This is a genomic window from Mesorhizobium sp. BH1-1-4, assembly GCF_020165665.1.
In the GTDB taxonomy this organism is placed as follows: Bacteria; Pseudomonadota; Alphaproteobacteria; order Rhizobiales; family Rhizobiaceae; genus Mesorhizobium.
Genome location: NZ_JAIUIN010000005.1, coordinates 15,096 through 34,007, shown reverse-complemented (window position 1 = coordinate 34,007; position 18,912 = coordinate 15,096). Strand labels below are relative to the sequence as shown.

Sequence of the window (18,912 nt, the reverse complement as noted above, 5' to 3'; positions counted from 1 at the left end):
ATCCTGTTCGCGGTTCCGCATCGGTGCCTAGTTGAGATATCCATTGCTGAAATAGCCCGCGAATTCAGGACGGTGCGAGACAATCTTGCCGTCGGCGTCATGCAGGATGCCGGCGGCGAAGAGGTAGGAGCCGATGGCTTCCATCTTGGCCGGATCCATGGTGCCGATGGCGCCATCTTGTCCGCGCAGATAGTGGCCTCCGATCAGTGCTTTCAGCGAGGCGTGAATCAAGGCCGGATTGGTCAAGGCATCCTTGTTGGCGGCGATCAGCAGCGTGGCGGCGTCATCTGGATGATCGACCGCGAATTGGTAGCCGAGCCGCGTTGCCTGGACGAAGGACGATGCCAGTTCGGGATTTGCCCGGAGATAGGCTTCGCTCGAAGAGATGAGCGTCGTGTGCTCGTCCGGCACGCCGTGGTCGGCATAGACGAAGCCGCGCTGCTTGACGCCTTTGAGTTCGGCTTCGACGCCCTCCCAGGTCGACACTTCGAGCGTGAAGTCGACCGAACCGTTGGCCAGCGCCTCGTAGGCGGACGTGCCAAGCGTCACCGTCTCGAAATTGCCTTTGCCGCCATCGTGGCGAATGATGGTCGAAATCAGCGCGTTCTCCCAGGCACCGCCGAACCCGCCATAGGTCAGGCCATCCAGATCCCTAGGGCTTTTGATCTCGCCGCGCGCCGCATTGAACACCAGCCGGCCCGTCTCTGACCGCACCACGGCATAGAAGGCCTTCAAGTCGGCGCCGGCGGTCTTCTGGGTGAAGAGGCTGATGGTGCCGTTGATGCCGAAATCGGCGACGCGGTTGGCGACAAGCGTACCGGCGCCGGTATCGCTGTAAGGCAGGATGTCGACCTCGAGGCCGGCCTCGCGATAAAATCCCTTATCTCGGGCGACGAACAGCCCGATGTGGTTGGTATTGACCGTCCAGTCGAGGGCGACGGTGACCTTCCGCGTTGCCGCGAAGGAGCGGCTCGATCCGCTGATCAGCGGTATGCTACCGGCAAGAGTGAGCAGCAGAGCTTGCCTGCGCGTCAAGTCAGTCATGGTCATGTCCTTTGGAGGGCTGGAGGTTGAGCAGGATATCGAGAATCTCGGCCTCGAGGGCCCCTGCCTGCCTGGTCGCGGTGCCGGTCCGATCGCGCGGGCGCGGCAGCGGCACCCTGATCTCGCGCACGACACGGGCCGGCCGCGCGGAAAACACATAGATGCGGTCGGACAGGAACACGGCTTCGCGCACATCATGGGTAATCAGCAATGCCGTCCAGCGATGATGCCGCCACATCTGTTCGAGCCAGCGCTGCATGGCCGCGCGGTTCAGCGCATCGAGCGCGCCGAACGGCTCGTCGAGCAAAAGCATGTCGCGCTCCTGCACCACGGTGCGCAGCAGCGCCGCGCGCTGGCGCATGCCGCCTGAAAGCTGCGCCGGAAAATGCCGCTCGAAGCCGGCAAGCCCGAACTCGGCAAACAGCGGCGCGACCCGCGCCCGTGCCGCCTTGCGGCCGACGCCTTGCACTTCGAGCCCGAGCGTCGTGTTGTCGAGGATGCGCCGCCACGGCATCAGCGCGTCGCGCTGCGGCATGAAGGCGAAATGCCGGCCATGATCGTCCAGCGGCGCGCCGTCGAAGATCATCTCCCCCTCGCCATGCTCGGCGCCGGTCAAAAGCTGGAACAGCGTCGATTTGCCGGCACCCGACGGCCCAAGGATCGAGACGAACTCGCCGGCATCCACGCTGAGCGAAATGTCGGCGAGCACGTCGAGCCCGCCAAACGCCTTGCGCATATGCCGCAATTCGAGCCGGCTCATGCTTGCGGCCCTTTTCCCGCGGCTTGCCTGCCAGCGGCTCGTTCCCAGGGCATGGCAAGACGCTGCAGCAGCACCGTCAGTCCGAACAGGACGAGAGTAAGTGCGGCGCTGACACCGACGGCGGCCAGCACCAGGTCGGGACGGAAATTGTTCTTGGCGTTGAGCATATAGATGCCCAGCCCTTTGGCCGCGCCGGCATATTCGGCGAAGATGGCGCCGACGACGGCATAGGTGATGGAAATCCTGAGGCCAGCGAAGAAATAGGGCAGTGCCGAAGGCAACCGAGCCAGCATGAAGACCCGCCAGCGCCCCGCGCCCATGGCGCGCAGCATCTGTCCGATCTCGGCCTCGGTCGCCTCGTAGCCCTGCACCAGGGCCACCAGCATCGGGAAGAAGGTGACCAGTGCCACCAGCACGATCTTGGGCGTAAGCCCGAAACCGAACCACAGCACCACCAAGGGCGCGATCGCCACCAGCGGCAAGGTCTGGCTGACGATGAAGACGGGAAACAGCGCGCGCCGCAAAGGCTGGAAGAAGTCGACCAGCATCGACAGCGCGAAGGCGGCGCCAAGAGAAAAGGCAAAGCCGATCAGCGTCGCCCGGATGGTGGGGATGGCGTTGTCGACCAGCGCCTCGCGGTTGAGGATCGCCTGTTCGAAGACGCGCAAGGGTGCAGGAAGAATGGTCGGCTTGATACCGGAATAATTCGCGTACAGCTCCCACGCCACGAGCAGCAACCCGACCGACATCACGGCCGGTGCCGCCTTGGCGAAGAAACCCGCAAAGTGGCGCGGGCGGTTGAATGACGATGAAGCCACGAGAGGTGAGACCCTTGACGGCCGTCGCGCACCAGCGCGAGCGGATCAGACAGCGGTGGGACTGTTGGCCGAAACCGTGACGTCGAGGGTTACGTGGCCTGCGCCTGGCCCGAAGCGGCAGAAAGCTTCATCGAGTGCCGAGAAGATCGCGCCGGCATCGCCGCGCAGCTTGGTGCAGAAATTCTTGGAGCGATCGTAGACGCCGGACTGCTCCAGGAAATCGATACAGCCATAGATCTCGTCCATGTGGTCGTCCGTGCCCATCACATAGAGAGAGAACTGCGCCGCCGCCGGCTGGCCAGTGGCGGGCGCGCCGCGCACGGCGGTGATGGCGGCTTGCTTGCGCGGACCAAGTGGCCCGGCAGGTCCGCCTGTCGCGTCGGAACGGCAGATCGGATCGTCCGGCTCACCCGGGCAGCCACGCGAAATGGTGGCCGACAGCACGCAATGTTTGCCGCTGCGGGAGGCGGCCACGAAAAGATCGCGCAGCGCCGGGAACAACACCTCGGGAGGGCCCACCAGCAAGGTCGAGATGTCGTCGGTCTCGATCCTGAGCCTGTCGCGCCATGGATCGAGCGCGCCGAGCGCACCCAGGATGACGCCGACGAAATCGTCGGCCATGGGATATAGGGAAACCTGTGCGCCTGAAAACATCGCCCGCCTCGCTCCGCTGGTATTACCCAGATCAGCTTCTAGGGTCTGTGGGCTTGCCGCCCCCGTCTCAGCCCCGACCGTACGGAGCACCCCTGTGGATGGCCGCGTTAAAGCACCATTCGATCGGTTGGGGAAGCGGTTTTTCGGCAGGTCGCGCCAAAAGCATTGCGCCAGCGCGAAGGCAGTCGGGCATTGCGGCGCGGAATTTATCTGGAACCTTCACCGCGCCGAGAGGTTGTCCCAACAGTCGCCGGACGCGATTCCAGGAAAAGTGTCAAGCGGTTTTCCGTCGGGATTTGCGTCAAACCAGAGAGATCGGCGGTTCATCGTTTCGGCGAAACCGGGCACCGATCCAGGCGACCAGTTTACAGAGATGGAGACAGACCATGTTCATGAAAATCCTCACGGCTTCGGCCTTCACCATTGCCTTGGCAACATCCGCCATGGCGCAAAGCAACAGCGCGGCCGGCGCGGATGGGTCCAGCGGCAGCGGCAAGTCGGTCACGGTGGACCCAAGCACGCCGGCCTCGCCCAATACGATCGATTCGGGCGCAACCAACAGCACGACCACCACGCCGGGCGACATGAATTCCAATGCGGACCGGAATTGCCCGACCAATCCCCAGGGCGCGCAGATGGATGCCAATGGCAACGCCACCGCCCCGACCGTGAACGACAACAACTGCGGCAAGTAGTTTTCGATCGCGGCATGGAAACCGCGGACGCAGGTCCGCGGTTTTCATGTGCATTTGGTCTAGGGGCCGTCCGGCGACACCTCGCGCGGCGATTGGCTATCCACCGCGCCAAAGACCCTTATGTCAGGCCGCGGTTTTCCAGCTTGCGAGCGCGCGAACACCGCGTGCATTTTCATCAGCCGCTTGAGCAGGCGACCATGGATGAGGTACCGGACCCGGCCATCGGCGAGATCGAACTCGATCCTGCCCCATCGCCTTACCGGACCCTTTCCAGTTGGCGGGCCAAGTCGATTGACCTCGAAGGCCAGCCTGACACTGCGGCCGGCGACATCCAGATAGATACCGGGATTGGCACCCAGGACATGCCACAGCCGGGCAACGTGCTCGATCGACATGTCGGATGAGATCATCGTGTGGTGCCGCTCAAGTCGCGCCCAGACGAAATCACCGGCTGGCTGAGGCAGCCCGGACACCAGACCCCTGCAATAGGCTGGCGCCACCTCGCGCACCAACCCGCGCATCGCGGTCGCCACGCTGTCGACCATATCGCGCCGCGATGCCCAGTCCACTTCGGAGAACGGCACCTGCCCGAGGATGTCGCCGTCGTCGAAATTAGCGGTCATCTTGTGCAATGTCACCCCGCCATGGACGGCATGCTGGCCGTCCGCGACCAGGCGATGGAGAGGATGCGGACCCCGGTAATTGGGCAGCAGCGCCGGATGAAAATTGAGCCCACCCTTGGGAAAGAGGTCGAGCACCTGCTGTGGGATCAAGGTCGGGAAAGCGTAGCAGATCAGCACATCCGCGGCGATGCCGGGCAATTGCCGGGCGAGCTCGTTCCACTCGTAAGGCCGGCCGAATTCGATCACCTTGACCGGCGTGTTGCCAAGATAGCGCCTGAGGAGAGACCAGCGCTTCAGCCTGCGTCGAAAATTGCCGATGCTGAAGCCTCTGCGCTGAAAACCAGGCACGATGATCGCGCCGATACGGTTGCCCGCCTCGATCCAGCCGGACAGCAGCGGCCCGGTGTAGGCAGTAACGTCCATTATGAAAACGGCATTGAGTTGGCCGACACGGGCCTCAGGCTGGGAAGACATTATCTCTCAGGCCTGGCGAAGCAAGACATCGCTTGCCGCCACGCGCTCTCACGGACCCGTCCTGGCAGGACCAAAAGGCCAGTCGGTCAGCCCGGCTTGGGAGAGAGCGGCCCGGCCGCGGCCACACTGGAGAGTCTCTCCCGTTTCACCAGCACGGGCTTTTCGTAGATCTTCCGCATGCTCACCCCCTGAAAATCAAATCAACCCGCACAGTTGGTCAGCAACGCGGCGAGCTGTCAACCACCGGGCAGTGGTCAACGCCGCTATTCCCATGGTCTTATGGCAATTGGCGGGCGTTTATATCAGCCCGCCGCCAAAAATCGACACGTGAACTTACGAAACGGCTTTTTCACGAACCGGCAGCTTCCAGCCCGGCCTGACAAAATGGCAGGTGTAGCCGTTGGGATATTTCTCCAGATAGTCCTGATGCTCGGGCTCGGCCTCCCAGAACGCTCCGACCGGTGCGAGCTCGGTGACTACCTTGCCGGGCCACAGGCCGGAAGCATCGACATCGGCGATGGTGTCCTCCGCCACGCGCTTCTGCTCCTCGCTTGTGTAGTAGATCGCCGAGCGATAGCTCATCCCGACATCGTTGCCTTGGCGGTTGCGCGTCGTCGGATCGTGGATCTGGAAGAAGAATTCCAAAAGCTGGCGGAAGCTGATTTTCGCCGGATCGAAGCTGATCTCGATGGCTTCGGCATGCGTGCCATGATTGCGATAAGTGGCGTTCGGCACGTCGCCGCCGCTGTAGCCGACACGCGTGGCGAGGACGCCCGGCATGCGCCGGACCAGATCCTGCATGCCCCAGAAGCAGCCGCCGGCAAGCACTGCGCGTTCACTGGAAGTCGCCATGTAACGTCTCCTCAAAAGGCAATTCCGGAGAAAGTATAGCAGCTTTCCCCCGGGGAATTGCGCGGCAACAATTTGGATAGCCCATAAATGGGCATCGTCGCCTGCTTCGTCCAGTCGGAAGAATGGCCATTCGGTTGGGCCCGTGAAAGACGCCGCGTGGGCAACGGGATGGCGTGACGCCGCTCAGACGCGCGGATGCCTGGTCCGACTGCTGGCGGCAACCGGCAGATATTGGATACCGGGCGGAATGGCCGCAAAGCTGATTGCCACTGGCGGCGCCTCGCGCGACCAGTTGAAGAGAACGGTCTTGACCGGGATGTTGTCCAGCCATGGCCGCAGCAGTGACGGCACGTTACGGCCCGGCCAAACCATCAGCATGCCATGGTCGCGCAGCCGCTGCCTCGTGATCCAGGGCGCGAATCGCATATCGAGATCGGTGAAGATAGACGGCTTGTCATAGGCGTTGAGGCCCGCCAGCATGGCAAGATTGGTGTCGCCACCGACGATGTCGAGCCGGCCCGGCGCCGCCGCGTGCCAGATTGCCTCGGCCTCGTCCGAAATCGGCCGCGCCGGCCAGCAGACGGCGTCCATGCGTCCGCGCACATTGCAGTCCGTCCAGCGGATGGCGGCATAAGCGCCCGACATGGTCACGATGCAGATCAAGGCGCAGATCGCCAACCTTTGCATCTCGACGGCGCCCAGCCGGTGACCGAGAAAGGCGAGCGCGACGACGCCGACGAGATTGTACATCGGCGCCCCCCAGGCTTCGCCGGTGCCGGTGAACAACGAGGCGACCATGATCAGCGCCGCCGGCCCAAGCCCCATCCAGCAGAGATAGACGAGCGTGCGGCGCTCGACGGGCGCTTGCGGGACAGGTGAGCGCCGCAACAGCCCCGATAGTGCCAGGACCAGGAGAAAGCCGGAAAGCCCGGCCAGTTGGACCCCGACATAGTAGAGCCGCGCACGGTGTTCGCTCACCCATGCGTCGCGGCCGGCGAAATAGGTGAAGGGCAGGAAATCCATACGGTAGAGTGCAACGGCCAGCGGCGCGGCGACGGCGAGAAAAACCGCCAGGCCGAGCCACGGCCAGGGTGTCGCCAGCCGGCTGCGCGCACGTGGATCGTACAGCAGCCAGAGAGCGCCGAAGGCAAGCAGCAGGCCGGTGGAGAACTTGGCGTAGAGCCCGGCGCCGGACACCAGTCCGAGCGCCAGCCACCAGCCCGGCCCGCCGCCGCGGCCGGCGCGCCACAGCAGCCAGCAGATCGCCGCCCAGAACGGCATCTGCGCATAGTCGTGATTGAATTGCGGCGTCGGCCAGCCGAAGAAATAGACCGACGGCATCAAAAGCACGGCGGCCAGCGCGCGGCGCTGCCCGAGCATATCGCGGGCCAGCAGATAGACCAGGACGAAAGTGGCTGAGATCGTCAGTTGCGCCAGCAGATACTGAGGCCAGCGGAACGATCCGGTCAGGAGATGGCTGGCCTCGAGCAGCCAGCCGGGGAGCTGCGGGTGCTTGTAGGTCAAAAGCACCCATTCGCGGCCCCACATGAAGCCTTCCACGACATCGCCGGGCGGCGCGGGATCGATGAGTGCCGGCACCACGGTCCAGCACAGGGTCTGCACCAGGCACAAAAGCGCCAACACATGCCAGGGGCGACGAAACAGGGCGGACCAGACCGACGCCGAATCCAGACCCACGGCGGGCAATCCTGCCGGCGCCCAACCATCCATGGAGTCGTCAATTCCCGTCATGCGGCGCTTAAACCACACCACCCGGTTTGCCGAACAGCCCCAACGTCAAAGCTTACAAAAAAGTATACTTGCCGGCCATTGCAACACCAAGATCGATCGGGAAATTCGACGCCTCGCCGCCCTTCCCGGGCAGAATAGCCCGTACGGCTGATCCAGCCTCGACATCCCGGACATTCGATGCGTCACCAGCATGCCATCATTCATCACCACGCGCTCGACTTCTGGCTGGCGCGCGCGGCGGTCCTCGTCATCATCTGCCTGCAGCTTCTGGTGATCAACGATCTCTCGTTCGGCCCCCGCTGGCTGGCGCCGGCGCTGGAGGCCGCCCTGCTCGTGCCGCTGTCCGTGGCCACCGCCTGGACGCAGGTCGCCACCCAGAAAGCGGTCGAGGAGGAGCACTGGTACCTGGTCGGCCGGTTTCGCGTCATGATCCGCAGGACGGCCCTGGTGATGACCGGCGTCGTCAGCGTCATGAATTGCGGTTCGCTGGTGTTCCTCGTGCGCGCATTGCTGGCGGGCCATGCCGGCTCCAGCGGGCAGACACTGCTGATCGACGCGCTCAACATCTGGGTCACCAATATCATCGTCTTTGCCTTGTGGTTCTGGAGCGCCGACCGCGGCGGGCCGCCGACCTGCGGCCTCGTCAACCGCGCCCATTCCGATTTCCTGTTCCCGCAAATGACCTTGAACGACCGCGAGATCCGCGACTGGCTGCCGGGCTTCGTCGACTATTTCTTCCTCGCCTTCACCAACGCGACGGCATTTTCACCGACCGACACCTTGCCGCTTTCCCGGCGCGCCAAGCTCTTGATGATGGCGGAGGCGATGATCTCGCTGCTGACGATCGCGCTGGTGGCGGCCCCCGCCGTCAACATCCTGGCCTGATGGGGGAGCAGGGCCTCGTTGCCGTGAAAACGATGGGCGGCCCGAAAACGAAAAAAAGCCCGCCCCGGCGTGAGCCAGGGCGGGCTTTGGTTCGATCGAGCCGTCAAAGTGCCGGTTCACGAAACAGGGCAAGGCCTGGCTTCAGTCCTCCGGAACGGACCTGAATTTCCGCACGATCGCCTCGAACAAGATATCCGAGAGGCGGCGACGATCGCCGCGCGCTGCTCGGCGCTGTAATGGGCGGCATCGTCGATGGTCATGAAGGTGACGTGACGGCTCATTGCGCTATCCTTGAATCATCTTGCGAGGCGCCGATCGTATGGTGTTGTTTGCACTGGGGTCCGACGGCGCCAGCCGGGTCAGGACTTGTACCCTTCGTTCAGGCAGTCGTTCTGCCAGGCCCAGTCGAAGTCGGCCCGCGACATTGACTGGCCCATGCCCGGCTCGACAAACGGGCCGGCGGTGTTGTCGATATAGACGATGAAGCGCGCCTCCTTGGTGAAGGCGCCAACCTTGGCGGTGATGACACCGCAGGTCTGGCCGGTCGAACTGTCGCCGGTAAGCTGGACGTGCGAGAAGGTGGCCGAAGCATCGCTTACCAGACCACGCATCTTGCCCTCGGCTGCGGTGATCGCGTCGGCACGCCAATCGCCGCTGCCGCTGCAGGCTGAAAGCAATGCAGGCAGGAAGAGCAATTTTATGAGGTGGCGCATGTCGGTCCCGAACGTCGCGCCGCAACCTACTCGACCTTCGGTTGCCGCCAAAGCGGTGTTGCAAATCATGGTTTCGGAGCGGTTTCACCCCTTGCCCATCCGCTCCACCTCCCCCGCCGACAGAAACAACATCACCACATCGCTCATGCCGAGCAGCGGCGTGAACGTGACGATCGTTATTCCGCCGGTGGCGTTGGTGCGGGTCAGGCCTTCGGAATAGATGTCGAGCGGCGGCTCCTCGTCGAACCAGACGCCATCGAGCGTCTCGCCCTGCCATTTCTCGCGGCCCTTTTCGAAACTCTTGAACGACAGCACGCTCTCGCCGGCCTGCACGTCGCCGCCGCCGCCATGGCGCACCACGACACTGTCGAGAGCACCGGGCGCGCCGCGTCCCATGATTGTGTCGGCGATCGCATCCGCCGGGATCATGCCGGTGCCCCATTCCGCCTGCCGCTGCGGCGGACCGACCAGCACGCGCTGCGGGTTGTCGCGCGTGCCCTCGCCGGTGACGCCGGCGGCCCACAGCCGCACCGGCGTGTCGAACACCTTGCCTTGCCACCACTCGGGATAGCGGCCGGTGAGATGCATCGCCCATTCGGCGCCGCCGGCGCGGGTCTTGCCGAGCTGGTTGCCGGCCATGAACAGGCGTTCGCGATTTTTCGCGCCCGCCGCGTGAAATTCGGCCTGCCGCTGATAGGGTTTGTACGCCGCCAAAAGGTTGGTGCGTCTTCGGCGGTCAAGCTCCGCCAGCAGCGCCAGATATTCAACGCTCGCCGGGACCAGCGTTGCCGGGATCGGCCGGCTCGTCGAGGAACGGCCGCAGGACGGCTTCGAGGGCGCGGATGCGGCTGCGGATCTCTTCATCGCTTGGGGCATCCAGGGGGTTGACGGCGGCATCGAAATCCTTTGGCAGCACCGAAAGCACGATCTTCAGATACTGGTCCGGCTTGTCTGCCCGCACCTCGGCCAGCACGCCGGCGCCGTGCGCGCGAAAGTCGGCGCGGACGGCGGCGAGGAACTCGTCACCCAGTGTCTTCTTCGTCCGCGCGCGGGGTTTGCGCGGCGGCGCGGGGCTGGCGGCGGCTTTGCGCCTCGGCGGCCTTGCCTTGCGGCGCGCCGGCCCGGTTTCGTCAGTCATGGCTCCGCGCCCCGGCATTGGCATCACCGGCATTGACATCACCGGCGGCCTTCGGCGCCGCCTGCCTGGCCCGCCTGGCCGGCTTTTTCGAGCGGGCGGATTTCTTCCTGGCCTTCCCGCCGCGCTTCGGCGTCGCGGCCCGTATGGGCTTTGCCACAGCAACAGGCCTGGCAGCCTTGAGCCGGGCCATGGCGAGGCCTATGAGCTGTCCGCCGATACCAGCCTGCGGAAAGCTGAAGCAGCCCGCCTCGTCCCGCACCATGCCGATCAGCACGGCGGGCGCGACCAGCTCGACGCGCCCAAGGCGCGCGACCGGCGCCGCGCCCTCGAATTCGCCGACGGCGCTGACGATCTCGCGGCCGTCATCGCTGGTGATGATGGTGGCATAACGGGGCATGGGATTTCTCGCGTCTCGCGGCGGCAGCGCTCTACGGCGCCCCCCTCTGTCCTGCCGGACATCTCCCCCTCTTGGGGGGAGATTAAGCACTCGCCGGCTTTCGCCAATTTCCAACGTCTGCTGGAGTGGCGGAGCGCCAAAGCTGCAAATCTCCCCCCAATAGGGGGAGATGGCCGGCAGGCCAGAGGGGGGCGCTGTCCCGCCAGCATTCAAGATTGGCAACAACCAATGACGCCCCACAGGGATGGCGCCAAAAAACAAAAACCCGCTTGCCGGCGGGTTGGTGGCGCAAATCAGCACCATGGATGGATTTATAGCATCGTTGCCCTCACCCAGTCAACGATTTTATAGGAAAAAATTCACATTCGATCGAAGGAGCATCATCCCCGCCCTCCACAATCATCCGGCTTTTCAGGAGCCTGCTCCTGTGAAATCATCGGCGGCAGCTCATGGAATGATTCCCGTCGCACGGCCTTGTGGAGAGGACGATGGACAGACCAGCCATGGCATCCGTCTTCAGGATGCGGCATGCTCCGGCCACGATTTCCGGTGTGCGCAGCACTGGCCAGGGCCAGGCGGACCCCGTCATCCGGGTGCACTCGCTTGGCGAGGCGATCCGCTTCGTCGCCAGCGCCTACCCCAATTACGACATCAGCGCCGCGGCCATAGACTGCGGCGATCCATCGATCCCGCGCCTAGGCGGCCCGGAGGTCAGGGCGCTATGGCGCGAATATGGCGAGCGCCTGACGCAGGAATAGGCGCGGTCGGCCGAATGGCCTCCTGGGATCGGAAACGCCGCTGACGCGTTTCCACTGCGATCAACCGAGGGAGCAATCCATGAACGTCGCCAACCTGCAACTCGAAGGCCTGCTGATGGCCGTCGCCTCGATCAACCACGTCCTAGTCAAAAAGGGCGTGCTGACATCGGAAGAGATCGACATTGCGCTGCGCAAGGCCGAGGCCTCGGAAACCGGTGAGGAGCGATCGGATGGCATGTCGGCGTCGAACCGCGACGCCGTCAATTTTCCGATCCGGCTGCTGGAACTCGCCAACCAGTGCCAGCCGGAAGCCGACATGCCGTCCTTCTCGAAGCTGGCCCGCATGGTCGGCCAGATGAAGGAGCCCTACAACGACCAGATGTGAGACGCTGCCCCGGGCGGGCGGCTTACGCCCTGCCCAGGCGGGCGGCTTACGCCCTGCCCCGGGCGGGCTCCTTACGCCCTTCCCCGGGCGGGCTACTCAAGCCCTGCCCCGGGCTCCTTACGCCCTGCCCGGCCATCCCAGGTTCAGCGCCAGTATCTTTCCCGGCCCGTGCACGGCGGCGAACAGCAATCCGGCAATGAAGGAAAAATGGTCGATGAAGAAACCGAACTCGGCCTGGTTGCCGGCCCAGTGGCTGGGGCCGTGGAAGGCAAGGGCCAGGAACAGCACATAGGCGGCCGCGACCAGGGCGGCCTGCGAGAAGAAGGCGCCGCTCAGCAAACACAGCACCAGCGCGATTTCCAGGATCGCCGCGCACCAGGCGAGGAAAAGCGGAAACGGAAAGCCGGCGGCCGCGATATAGCCGGCCGTGGCCTCCATGCCCATGAACTTGAAGGTTACCGCCATCAGGAACACGCCGGCGAAGATCAGGCGGGCAATGAGAAGGGCCGCGGTCTGCCACGGCGATTGTGCGATTTGCGACGTCATGCTTGTTCTCCAGCTTCATCTGCCCCAAGGACGCGCCGCCCAGCGCCGATCCGACATGTCGGGCGAAAATTCTTTCCCACCGCTCGAAGCTGGGACAAGACATGGCCAAGGCCTTGACCGTCGGCGCGCCGCAACTGGAGCTGGTCCGGGAGATCGCGCTTCCCCGGCAACCACCTTTAGAAATCCTCATGATCGCGAAACTTGTCGATAACCTCAGGTGTGGTATTGTTAGCCGGGGCTAATGCACAGCTGTGTCTGGTGATGGGTAGGCAGGAATGGGCGCAAGCGTCAGGTTGGGGACGAGATCCTATCTCGTCCGGTCACCGGTACTGGAATGCAGCGGTTGCGGCGGCACCGGGCAGGTTTTCCAATGCCCGCGCTGGACAAGTTCCAACGGGCTTTGCTGCCCCGCAGGCACGCATCACCGTGGCTGTCCCGGCGCCAGCGCACCTTGCGCCGAATGCGGCGACACCGATAGCGCCGAGCCGGTCCAGCCGTCGGCCTGATCGGCGGCCGGCCTTGTCGGGCCTGTCGGGGCATGCCATGGAACCAGCAGCGTCGATCGTTGTTATGTCTGATCGCGGCATCGCGTGCCGGACAGCCACGCGACCATGCGGCTGAAAGAGAGGCCCGATATGCCCGACGACAAATCCAAGACCAAACAGGACCGCAAGCTGGTCTCGAGCGAGGAGACCTACGAGGTCGCCGCCTTCGCGCGCAAATACGGTATTCCGCAAAGCGAGGCGCAGACCATCATCAAGCGCTACGGCCCGTCGCGCAAGAAGCTCGACAACCACATGGCCGCGCGCGGGTAGACGGGCCGCGCGGCAACCATTTCGCTGGGACGAGCGTTGAAGGGTGATGCTGCGGGCCGCGTCAACCGGGCCCGGCGGTACGGTGAACAGGATGTCTTTTTCCCGGTTTCTCATCCTGGCCAACGAAATGGCAGACGAGCACCTGTCCCGCCCGGCCCGCGGCATGCCAAACTGGTGACGCCATGGCAATGGCGGAGCCGAACTGGCGAACGGAGGGCCTTAACCATGTCCGAGACAACACGCAGGACCGGCAGCTGCCTGTGCGGCGGCGTGCATTTCGTCGTCGCCGGCCAGCCGTCGCGGGTCGGTCTCTGCCATTGCAAGGACTGCCGCAAGGCGGGCGGTTCGGTCTATTCGGCCTTTGCCATCTGGCCGCGCGATGTTTTCGAGACGACGGGCGAGGTCGCCAGCTACGGCACGCGCAGCTTTTGCCCGACTTGCGGCAGCCGCGTCGCCTGGGTCGGCGAGGACGAGGTCGAGGTGATGCTCGGCAGTCTCGACATCGCACCGACGGACCTGACGCCGCGCTATGAATTGTGGATCGGGCGGCGCGAGACCTGGCTCCATGCCTTGCCCGATGCCGAACAGTTCGAGCATGATCGGCCGCGGGCCGAAGGCACCGATCCGGCCGCGCCAAGACCGCTGTCCGACGCCGTCGCGCGCGACTGAAAACAAGATTGAAAATTGATCTCGCCGGCGGGGAACCCTGCTCTGTCGGCCACGTTGTCAGGCGCTTCCTCTGTGCATGTCACCATCTCGACATGCATGATTTTTGGAGACGACCGTGAACGACAAGATGTTTCCCCGACCGATCCGCCTGAAATTCGCCCCCGAGCGGGAGCGCGTGGTGCGCAGCGCCTGGGAGGGGCTGGAATGCCTTGGCGACTGGCCCGCTGGCCATGGCCGGCAATACCGCGCGGCCCTGCGCTCCTGCCGCGACGCGCTGGATGGCTGGACGCCGGCGGAAAAGGCGATGCGGGCGATGATCGACGCCGCGCGCGAAGCGCGCATCCTCCAATAGCGGGGCTGAACATGGGCGATCTGATGCTGTCGGCACCGCTGCGGGTCAAGCCGCATGGCTCGGACACGATCCGTGAGGTGGCCACGCTTCAGGACGCCAGCGAAATCCTGATCGACTGGCCGCAGGGCAAGCGTGGCCCTTTCTACCAGACCGCGCGCGAAAAGGTCGAGGCGGCGCTGCAAAACAATGAAGGCGCGGCCCAGGCGCAGGAGGCCTTCACCGCGCTCTGCGATCACGCCGGCCTGCTGGTGCGCTAACAGCTGTCAGCCATACCAAACGAAAAGCAGGCGAAACTCGCCTGCTTTTCGTCGTGACGCCGCTTCGATCATTGCGGCGGCAGATCGCTGTCCACGATCGGATGCGAGGCCTCGAAGCCAAAATTCCTCGGTGCCATCAGCATCAGGACGATCACGATGGCAATAGAGGCAAGCAACGTCGCGGTGCTGGCAATATCTTTCACGTCCCCATCCTTTCAGATCCAGTTCGTTTGGAGAAACGTTTCCTGATCTTCGAGGTTCCGCTGACGCAGCGACAATGTCGCCTGACCGTCTCTATTGCTTGGGTGGCTGAGCCGGCACTTCGCCCGGCTTGATGACCGGCGTCTTGCCTTCGTCGGGGGCCGGCGCGGCCATGCCCTGGTCGCCGGTGGCCGGCGGCTTCAGCACGCCGCCGCAATCGCTGAGCTTTTCGCTGAGGTCGCCGCCGCCGGACGGCTGCTTGGCGCCCTGATCGGTTTGTGCCCGGCACTTGTCGGCCTGCTGGTTCGGCGCCTGCTGGTTCGGCGACTGCTGACCCGTCTGTGCCGCCGCCGGCACAGCCAGGGCCAGCATCGCGGCGCATGATGCAATGGCGAGAGGGTTCATCTCGGCCTCCTTCGTTGAAGCCGCCCGCGGCGGCCTTCCCTTCACGGGGACAACGCCCGTGAGCCCAAAAGGTTGGCGATGGGTTTGGCCTGGGTTTGTCGAGAGGCTTACTCGCGGGGCCGGGCCGCGGCGGCCGGAGCGGCTTTCTTCTCGTCCTCCCCCGCAAGGCCGGCCTTGGGTTCGAGCCGGTGCAGAAGCCCCGCCACGACAAGCACGATCAGCGTGGCGAACCCGGCCACCTGCCACAGGCCAAGGCCGCAGGCGACGCCGATCGCGCCCGCCAGCCACATCCCGGCGCCGGTCGTCAGCCCATGAACCTCGCCGCGCGAAAACAGGATCGAGCCGGCGGCGAGGAAGGCAACACCCGCCGTCACCGCCTCGACGACGCGGATCGGATCGACCTTGACGGAATCCTGCGCGAACATCGGCGCATGGATGATCTCGACCGTCAGTATGCCGAAGGTGGCGGCGGCGACGCAGATCAGGATATGCGTGCGCAGCCCGGCCGGCCGGTTGCGCCATTCGCGCTCGAAGCCGATGACCGCCCCGTAAAGCGTCGCCAGCAACAGCCGCGCCGCGACGACCGGAAACGAGGTGTAGGTGGGATGGCCGAATTCCTCGACGAGCTGTTCCATGATGTCCCTTCGACGATGAGAAACTTTCCAACGTAGGCGGTGGACCCGTGGTTCCCCAGGATCGCCGTGGGCCGGCGCGAAGGCCGGCGCTTGCGCAAAAGAACTGCAACCAACCCCGTCCTCCAGCCGTTGCCCGTGCCGGAGGCCAGCCATGTTCGAGCATTTCCAGCCTATCGACGTCGACCTCGGCAAGGCCGGCATCTTCGTGCGCCGCGCCGGTGAGGGACCCCCGGTGCTGCTGCTGCACGGCTTTCCGCAAACCCACCTGATGTGGCGCGACATCGCGCCGGCGCTCGCCGATCGTTTCACCGTCATCTGCGCCGACCTGCGCGGCTACGGCCGCAGCACCTGTCCGCCATCGAGCGCCGATCATGCGCCCTATGCCAAGCGGACCATGGCCTCCGACCTGGTGGCGATGATGGCCAGGCTCGGCCTCACCAGCTTCATGGTCGCCGGCCATGACCGGGGCGGCCGTGTCGCCTACCGCATGGCGCTCGACCATCCCGGCCGCGTCGCGAAACTCGCCGTGCTCGACATCGTGCCGACGGCGGACGCCTGGGACCGGGCCGACGACCGGCTGGCCCTTGGCTACTGGCCGTGGTCGCTGCTGGCGCAGCCCGAGCCCTTGCCGGAAACGATCCTGGCGGGCGCCGCCGAAGCCATCGTCGACAATGCGCTGGGCGGTTGGGGTTCAGCGCCCGATGTCTTTTCAGCCGGCATCCGCCAGGCCTATGTCGATGCCTTGCGCGACCCTGCCCATATCCACGCGATCTGCGAGGAATACCGGGCGGCCGCGACGATCGACCGCGAGCACGACCAAGCCGACAAGACCGCCGGCCGGCGCATCGCCTGCCCGGTGCTGGCACTGTGGAGCGGGCAAGGCGCGCTCGCCGAATGGTATGCCGATGAAGGCGGACCGCTGGCGCTATGGCGAAGCTGGGCCGACGACGTGCGTGGCCGCGCTATGGCGGGCGGCCATTTCTTCCCCGAGGAAGCGCCGGGGCAAACGGCTGGCGCGCTGATCGATTTCTTCGGCGAGGCTGGTGCCGGTTAGCACCGCGGCTCAGCGGCCTGATGTGCGCGGCGTAGCCTCGCCGTCGGGTTGATCGGGCCGGAAAGGATCGGGTCTTTGCGGACAATCCTCGAAACGATGGTCGCGGCCGCCGCAGAACGAACAGCACATCGCCTCGCGGCCCTCGCTGCCGGGCCACCATTGTGGTGTTTCGTAAGGCTTCCTACCATCCATGCCCAGCAATGCGCGACGCCCGATTTGGTTGCGCTCCGCCAGCGTCGCGGAACCAACGGACTTCAAAAGGGTTGTGTGCCACAATGCAAGCGGCCGTTCAGGAAGAATCCGGACCGGCTTGGTGCGCAATCGAAGAGAACCGTCATGTCCGCTCGTCCCCTGACCGTGCTGATGACCGTGGGCACCGTGCTGGCGGCGACCGGCCTGGCCGACGCCCGGCCCGACAGCCGCGCCATGGGCTGCGCCGAGATCCACGCCATGATCCAGGGCCGTCGCGCCGTGGTGCTGACCACCGGCCCCAACCTATGACCGCTATGTCAGGCAGTTCGGCAATGAGTGCGACTGGCCCGAAGTGCCGATGTCGGCCTACATCCCGTCCCGCGACGGCGACTGCCCGGTCTATCGCTGCGAAGAGCCGGTCAACAATTTCCCGAATTGACCGCAAGCTGCCTGGGCGCCATAAGGTGCCGGCTTTCCCGCTTCGTCTAATGGTAGGACAGCGCCCTTTGAAGGCGTGAATCGTGGTTCGAGCCCATGAGCGGGAACCAAGCAGCTGCGAGCGAACCGTGTAATCCTGCCGGGCGGAAGGTGGCTTCCGCCTTGGACCTCGATCGCAATTGACGGCCAGGTAACGCTGCGTTAACCTCTATTTTAGGTAAATCTAAAATAGAGGTTTCTAATGAAGATGATTTTCATTTGCCTTGCGCTTGTCCTCGCCAGTTCGAGTGTCGCCTCGACGCATGAAAAGAAGGCGACCGTTGCCGCCGCGAACGGATGTGCTGGCCTGTCGATCAAGGCGGCAGTGGCCGCGAAATTGGACTGCACTGCCACCGGAACAGCAACATCGACCCAGACCGACGGTACGAATGCCAAGCCGCGCCTTGGCTACCAAAACCCTTGGACTATCTCCTCGTTCGGCTTTTGACGTTTCCAGCATTTTGTCTGCCAAAGGCACGGTGACCGGGCCCGGCCAGGGTAAGCGTAAGTGGCGCTGTCTGATCTCGCCCTGACTATTCCTGCACGGCCAGAGTTTCTCAACGATCAGACCAACTGATTGGGGTTGCTTCACTGATCGGACCAAGCAGCTCGATCGCGGCCGTCGAATGCCTTTGAAGGAAGCGCAGCCGAGTAGTGCGAGGGATGGTGCAGTCTTGAAACCTTGCGGCCTGTTGAACGTTCACTGTCGGCCCACAGGAGAATTCCATGGATCCGGCAACCGCGGCGGTAATGGTCATGCTTTCATGCTACGCATCCCAGTGTCGGCCCATGGATTCGCGCCCGGTCGTCTATGCCTCGATCGAGGAATGTCAGGCGGCCCTCCAGGCCAGATTGGCGCCGTGGCCGAACGGCGAAATGGTCGGCCGATGCAAGCAGGTCGACCGGACGGCGACCGGATCGATCCCGCCTGAAGGATATGCCGTGGTTCAAGTCACGCGTGGAGTGGGCAGCGACGCGGCCACCACCACCTATTTCGTTCAGAGAGCCAGGGACTAGACGCTCCGCCGCTTGGCGAGCCGGCTGGACGTCGGCTGGCTCCCCGGCGTGACTCGCCTCCTGAAACCATTTCGGCGACCCCGCGTTGACGACCGGGGCACCGCCAGACACAGGAGACATTCCATGACCGTCAACTGCCGCATATCCATCGACAACCGGCCGGACGCCACCAACGTCACCTTCCAGGCGGTGCCGCGCATTGGCGAAAGTGTTTCTCTGTCGGTCGACGGAAGCCCCCAGGACCTGCGGGTCTCGCGCGTCGTGCATGTCCCCAACGGTGGACTGGAAGGTGCCGCGATCATCGTCGAGGTGACGACCAACATCCTCTAGGCGCTGTTTCGGTC

At 64.5% G+C, this 18,912-nt stretch carries 29 protein-coding genes, 1 tRNA gene, 1 pseudogene and 1 riboswitch; of the genes and pseudogenes, 14 read left to right on the top strand and 17 right to left on the bottom strand.

Annotated elements, in window-relative coordinates:
* Positions 1-27: 27 nt before the first annotated feature.
* The 9 genes from LB569_RS11365 to LB569_RS11325 form a co-directional block, all read right to left on the bottom strand.
* Positions 28-1,044: an ABC transporter substrate-binding protein gene (locus LB569_RS11365; RefSeq protein ID WP_224692348.1), complete on the bottom strand. Its 1,017-nt coding sequence runs from the start codon at positions 1,042-1,044 to the stop codon at positions 28-30.
* Positions 1,037-1,804, bottom strand: a complete 768-nt coding sequence (locus LB569_RS11360; RefSeq protein WP_224692347.1) for an ABC transporter ATP-binding protein — start codon at positions 1,802-1,804, stop codon at positions 1,037-1,039. Before LB569_RS11360 ends, LB569_RS11365 begins: the two co-directional genes overlap by 8 nt.
* Positions 1,801-2,553, bottom strand: coding sequence for an ABC transporter permease (locus LB569_RS11355; RefSeq protein WP_263494496.1), 753 nt, complete (start codon positions 2,551-2,553; stop codon positions 1,801-1,803). Before LB569_RS11355 ends, LB569_RS11360 begins: the two co-directional genes overlap by 4 nt.
* A gap of 114 nt (positions 2,554-2,667) precedes the next feature.
* On the bottom strand, positions 2,668-3,276 hold the full coding sequence (locus LB569_RS11350; RefSeq protein WP_224692345.1) for a Ykof family thiamine-binding protein: 609 nt from the start codon (positions 3,274-3,276) through the stop codon (positions 2,668-2,670).
* Positions 3,267-3,380, bottom strand: a riboswitch (TPP riboswitch). It overlaps the preceding gene by 10 nt.
* A 197-nt stretch (positions 3,381-3,577) precedes the next feature.
* On the bottom strand, positions 3,578-3,967 hold the full coding sequence (locus tag LB569_RS11345; RefSeq protein WP_224692344.1) for a hypothetical protein: 390 nt from the start codon (positions 3,965-3,967) through the stop codon (positions 3,578-3,580).
* A 63-nt stretch (positions 3,968-4,030) separates the two neighbouring features.
* Positions 4,031-5,068: a formyltransferase family protein gene (locus LB569_RS11340; RefSeq protein WP_224692343.1), complete on the bottom strand. Its 1,038-nt coding sequence runs from the start codon at positions 5,066-5,068 to the stop codon at positions 4,031-4,033.
* Positions 5,069-5,154: 86 nt separating this feature from the next.
* The gene (locus LB569_RS11335) at positions 5,155-5,247 is read right to left on the bottom strand and encodes a putative RiPP precursor (protein ID WP_140732131.1); all 93 of its coding nucleotides are present in this window, start codon (positions 5,245-5,247) and stop codon (positions 5,155-5,157) included.
* A 154-nt stretch (positions 5,248-5,401) separates the two neighbouring features.
* Positions 5,402-5,920 carry a peptide-methionine (S)-S-oxide reductase MsrA gene (msrA, locus tag LB569_RS11330; RefSeq protein WP_140702108.1) on the bottom strand — a complete coding sequence of 173 codons (519 nt, stop codon included), beginning with the start codon at positions 5,918-5,920 and terminating at the stop codon, positions 5,402-5,404.
* 183 nt (positions 5,921-6,103) lie between these two features.
* Positions 6,104-7,618 carry a glycosyltransferase family 39 protein gene (locus LB569_RS11325; protein WP_224692342.1) on the bottom strand — a complete coding sequence of 505 codons (1,515 nt, stop codon included), beginning with the start codon at positions 7,616-7,618 and terminating at the stop codon, positions 6,104-6,106.
* Between the two features lie 231 nt (positions 7,619-7,849).
* Here LB569_RS11325 and LB569_RS11320 point away from each other — a divergent pair, with 231 nt between their 5' ends.
* Positions 7,850-8,557, top strand: coding sequence for a hypothetical protein (locus LB569_RS11320; RefSeq protein WP_224692341.1), 708 nt, complete (start codon positions 7,850-7,852; stop codon positions 8,555-8,557).
* Between the two features lie 359 nt (positions 8,558-8,916).
* On the opposite strand, the gene LB569_RS11315 is transcribed toward LB569_RS11320, so the two are convergent.
* From LB569_RS11315 to LB569_RS11300, 4 genes and pseudogenes are all read right to left on the bottom strand, one after another.
* Positions 8,917-9,270, bottom strand: a complete 354-nt coding sequence (locus tag LB569_RS11315) for a hypothetical protein (RefSeq protein WP_224692340.1) — start codon at positions 9,268-9,270, stop codon at positions 8,917-8,919.
* Between the two features lie 99 nt (positions 9,271-9,369).
* Positions 9,370-10,134: pseudogene (locus tag LB569_RS11310) on the bottom strand (terminase large subunit domain-containing protein); the annotation flags it as partial.
* The gene (locus LB569_RS11305) at positions 10,034-10,408 is read right to left on the bottom strand and encodes a hypothetical protein (RefSeq protein WP_224692338.1); all 375 of its coding nucleotides are present in this window, start codon (positions 10,406-10,408) and stop codon (positions 10,034-10,036) included. The gene LB569_RS11305 and the pseudogene LB569_RS11310, both read right to left, overlap by 101 nt.
* Positions 10,401-10,805 carry a hypothetical protein gene (locus tag LB569_RS11300; protein WP_224692337.1) on the bottom strand — a complete coding sequence of 135 codons (405 nt, stop codon included), beginning with the start codon at positions 10,803-10,805 and terminating at the stop codon, positions 10,401-10,403. Before LB569_RS11300 ends, LB569_RS11305 begins: the two co-directional genes overlap by 8 nt.
* Positions 10,806-11,293: 488 nt before the next feature.
* Here LB569_RS11300 and LB569_RS11295 point away from each other — a divergent pair, with 488 nt between their 5' ends.
* Entirely contained in the window at positions 11,294-11,563 is a 270-nt protein-coding gene (locus LB569_RS11295) for a hypothetical protein (RefSeq protein ID WP_140702114.1), read from the top strand.
* 79 nt (positions 11,564-11,642) lie between these two features.
* The gene (locus LB569_RS11290) at positions 11,643-11,948 is read left to right on the top strand and encodes a hypothetical protein (RefSeq protein WP_015317041.1); all 306 of its coding nucleotides are present in this window, start codon (positions 11,643-11,645) and stop codon (positions 11,946-11,948) included.
* Positions 11,949-12,065: 117 nt separating this feature from the next.
* Here the strand turns inward: LB569_RS11290 and LB569_RS11285 are convergent, their stop codons facing one another.
* The gene (locus tag LB569_RS11285) at positions 12,066-12,494 is read right to left on the bottom strand and encodes a DoxX family protein (protein WP_224692336.1); all 429 of its coding nucleotides are present in this window, start codon (positions 12,492-12,494) and stop codon (positions 12,066-12,068) included.
* 2 nt (positions 12,495-12,496) lie between these two features.
* Here LB569_RS11285 and LB569_RS11280 point away from each other — a divergent pair, with 2 nt between their 5' ends.
* The 5 genes from LB569_RS11280 to LB569_RS11260 all read left to right on the top strand — a co-directional run bounded on the left by LB569_RS11280 (position 12,497) and on the right by LB569_RS11260 (position 14,587).
* Positions 12,497-12,736 (top strand): hypothetical protein, encoded by a 240-nt coding sequence (locus tag LB569_RS11280; protein ID WP_224692335.1) that lies wholly within the window; start codon positions 12,497-12,499, stop codon positions 12,734-12,736.
* 393 nt (positions 12,737-13,129) lie between these two features.
* On the top strand, positions 13,130-13,309 hold the full coding sequence (locus LB569_RS11275; protein WP_015317039.1) for a DUF3606 domain-containing protein: 180 nt from the start codon (positions 13,130-13,132) through the stop codon (positions 13,307-13,309).
* Positions 13,310-13,534: 225 nt separating this feature from the next.
* Positions 13,535-13,978, top strand: coding sequence for a GFA family protein (locus LB569_RS11270; protein ID WP_224692334.1), 444 nt, complete (start codon positions 13,535-13,537; stop codon positions 13,976-13,978).
* Between the two features lie 115 nt (positions 13,979-14,093).
* The gene (locus LB569_RS11265) at positions 14,094-14,330 is read left to right on the top strand and encodes a DUF982 domain-containing protein (RefSeq protein WP_140702122.1); all 237 of its coding nucleotides are present in this window, start codon (positions 14,094-14,096) and stop codon (positions 14,328-14,330) included.
* A gap of 11 nt (positions 14,331-14,341) precedes the next feature.
* On the top strand, positions 14,342-14,587 hold the full coding sequence (locus LB569_RS11260; RefSeq protein ID WP_224692333.1) for a DUF982 domain-containing protein: 246 nt from the start codon (positions 14,342-14,344) through the stop codon (positions 14,585-14,587).
* A gap of 68 nt (positions 14,588-14,655) precedes the next feature.
* Here LB569_RS11260 and LB569_RS31815 read toward each other — a convergent pair whose 3' ends face one another.
* From LB569_RS31815 to LB569_RS11250, 3 genes are all read right to left on the bottom strand, one after another.
* The gene (locus tag LB569_RS31815) at positions 14,656-14,790 is read right to left on the bottom strand and encodes a hypothetical protein (RefSeq protein ID WP_263494519.1); all 135 of its coding nucleotides are present in this window, start codon (positions 14,788-14,790) and stop codon (positions 14,656-14,658) included.
* A gap of 91 nt (positions 14,791-14,881) precedes the next feature.
* Complete coding sequence (locus LB569_RS11255; RefSeq protein WP_224692332.1) at positions 14,882-15,193, bottom strand: hypothetical protein; 312 nt, start codon at positions 15,191-15,193, stop codon at positions 14,882-14,884.
* A 107-nt stretch (positions 15,194-15,300) separates the two neighbouring features.
* A complete protein-coding gene (locus LB569_RS11250) occupies positions 15,301-15,828 on the bottom strand; it encodes an MgtC/SapB family protein (RefSeq protein WP_224692331.1) in 528 nt (175 codons plus the stop codon).
* A gap of 151 nt (positions 15,829-15,979) precedes the next feature.
* Here LB569_RS11250 and LB569_RS11245 point away from each other — a divergent pair, with 151 nt between their 5' ends.
* The 6 genes from LB569_RS11245 to LB569_RS11220 all read left to right on the top strand — a co-directional run bounded on the left by LB569_RS11245 (position 15,980) and on the right by LB569_RS11220 (position 18,898).
* Entirely contained in the window at positions 15,980-16,882 is a 903-nt protein-coding gene (locus LB569_RS11245) for an alpha/beta fold hydrolase (RefSeq protein WP_224692330.1), read from the top strand.
* A gap of 336 nt (positions 16,883-17,218) precedes the next feature.
* Positions 17,219-17,383, top strand: a complete 165-nt coding sequence (locus tag LB569_RS31930) for a hypothetical protein (protein ID WP_318013109.1) — start codon at positions 17,219-17,221, stop codon at positions 17,381-17,383.
* A 165-nt stretch (positions 17,384-17,548) separates the two neighbouring features.
* Positions 17,549-17,622, top strand: a tRNA-Gln gene (locus tag LB569_RS11235).
* A 131-nt stretch (positions 17,623-17,753) separates the two neighbouring features.
* A complete protein-coding gene (locus LB569_RS11230) occupies positions 17,754-17,999 on the top strand; it encodes a hypothetical protein (RefSeq protein WP_224692329.1) in 246 nt (81 codons plus the stop codon).
* Positions 18,000-18,277: 278 nt separating this feature from the next.
* Complete coding sequence (locus LB569_RS11225) at positions 18,278-18,568, top strand: hypothetical protein (protein WP_224692328.1); 291 nt, start codon at positions 18,278-18,280, stop codon at positions 18,566-18,568.
* Between the two features lie 123 nt (positions 18,569-18,691).
* Positions 18,692-18,898 (top strand): hypothetical protein, encoded by a 207-nt coding sequence (locus tag LB569_RS11220; RefSeq protein WP_140702136.1) that lies wholly within the window; start codon positions 18,692-18,694, stop codon positions 18,896-18,898.
* The last annotated feature ends 14 nt before the right edge of the window (positions 18,899-18,912 follow it).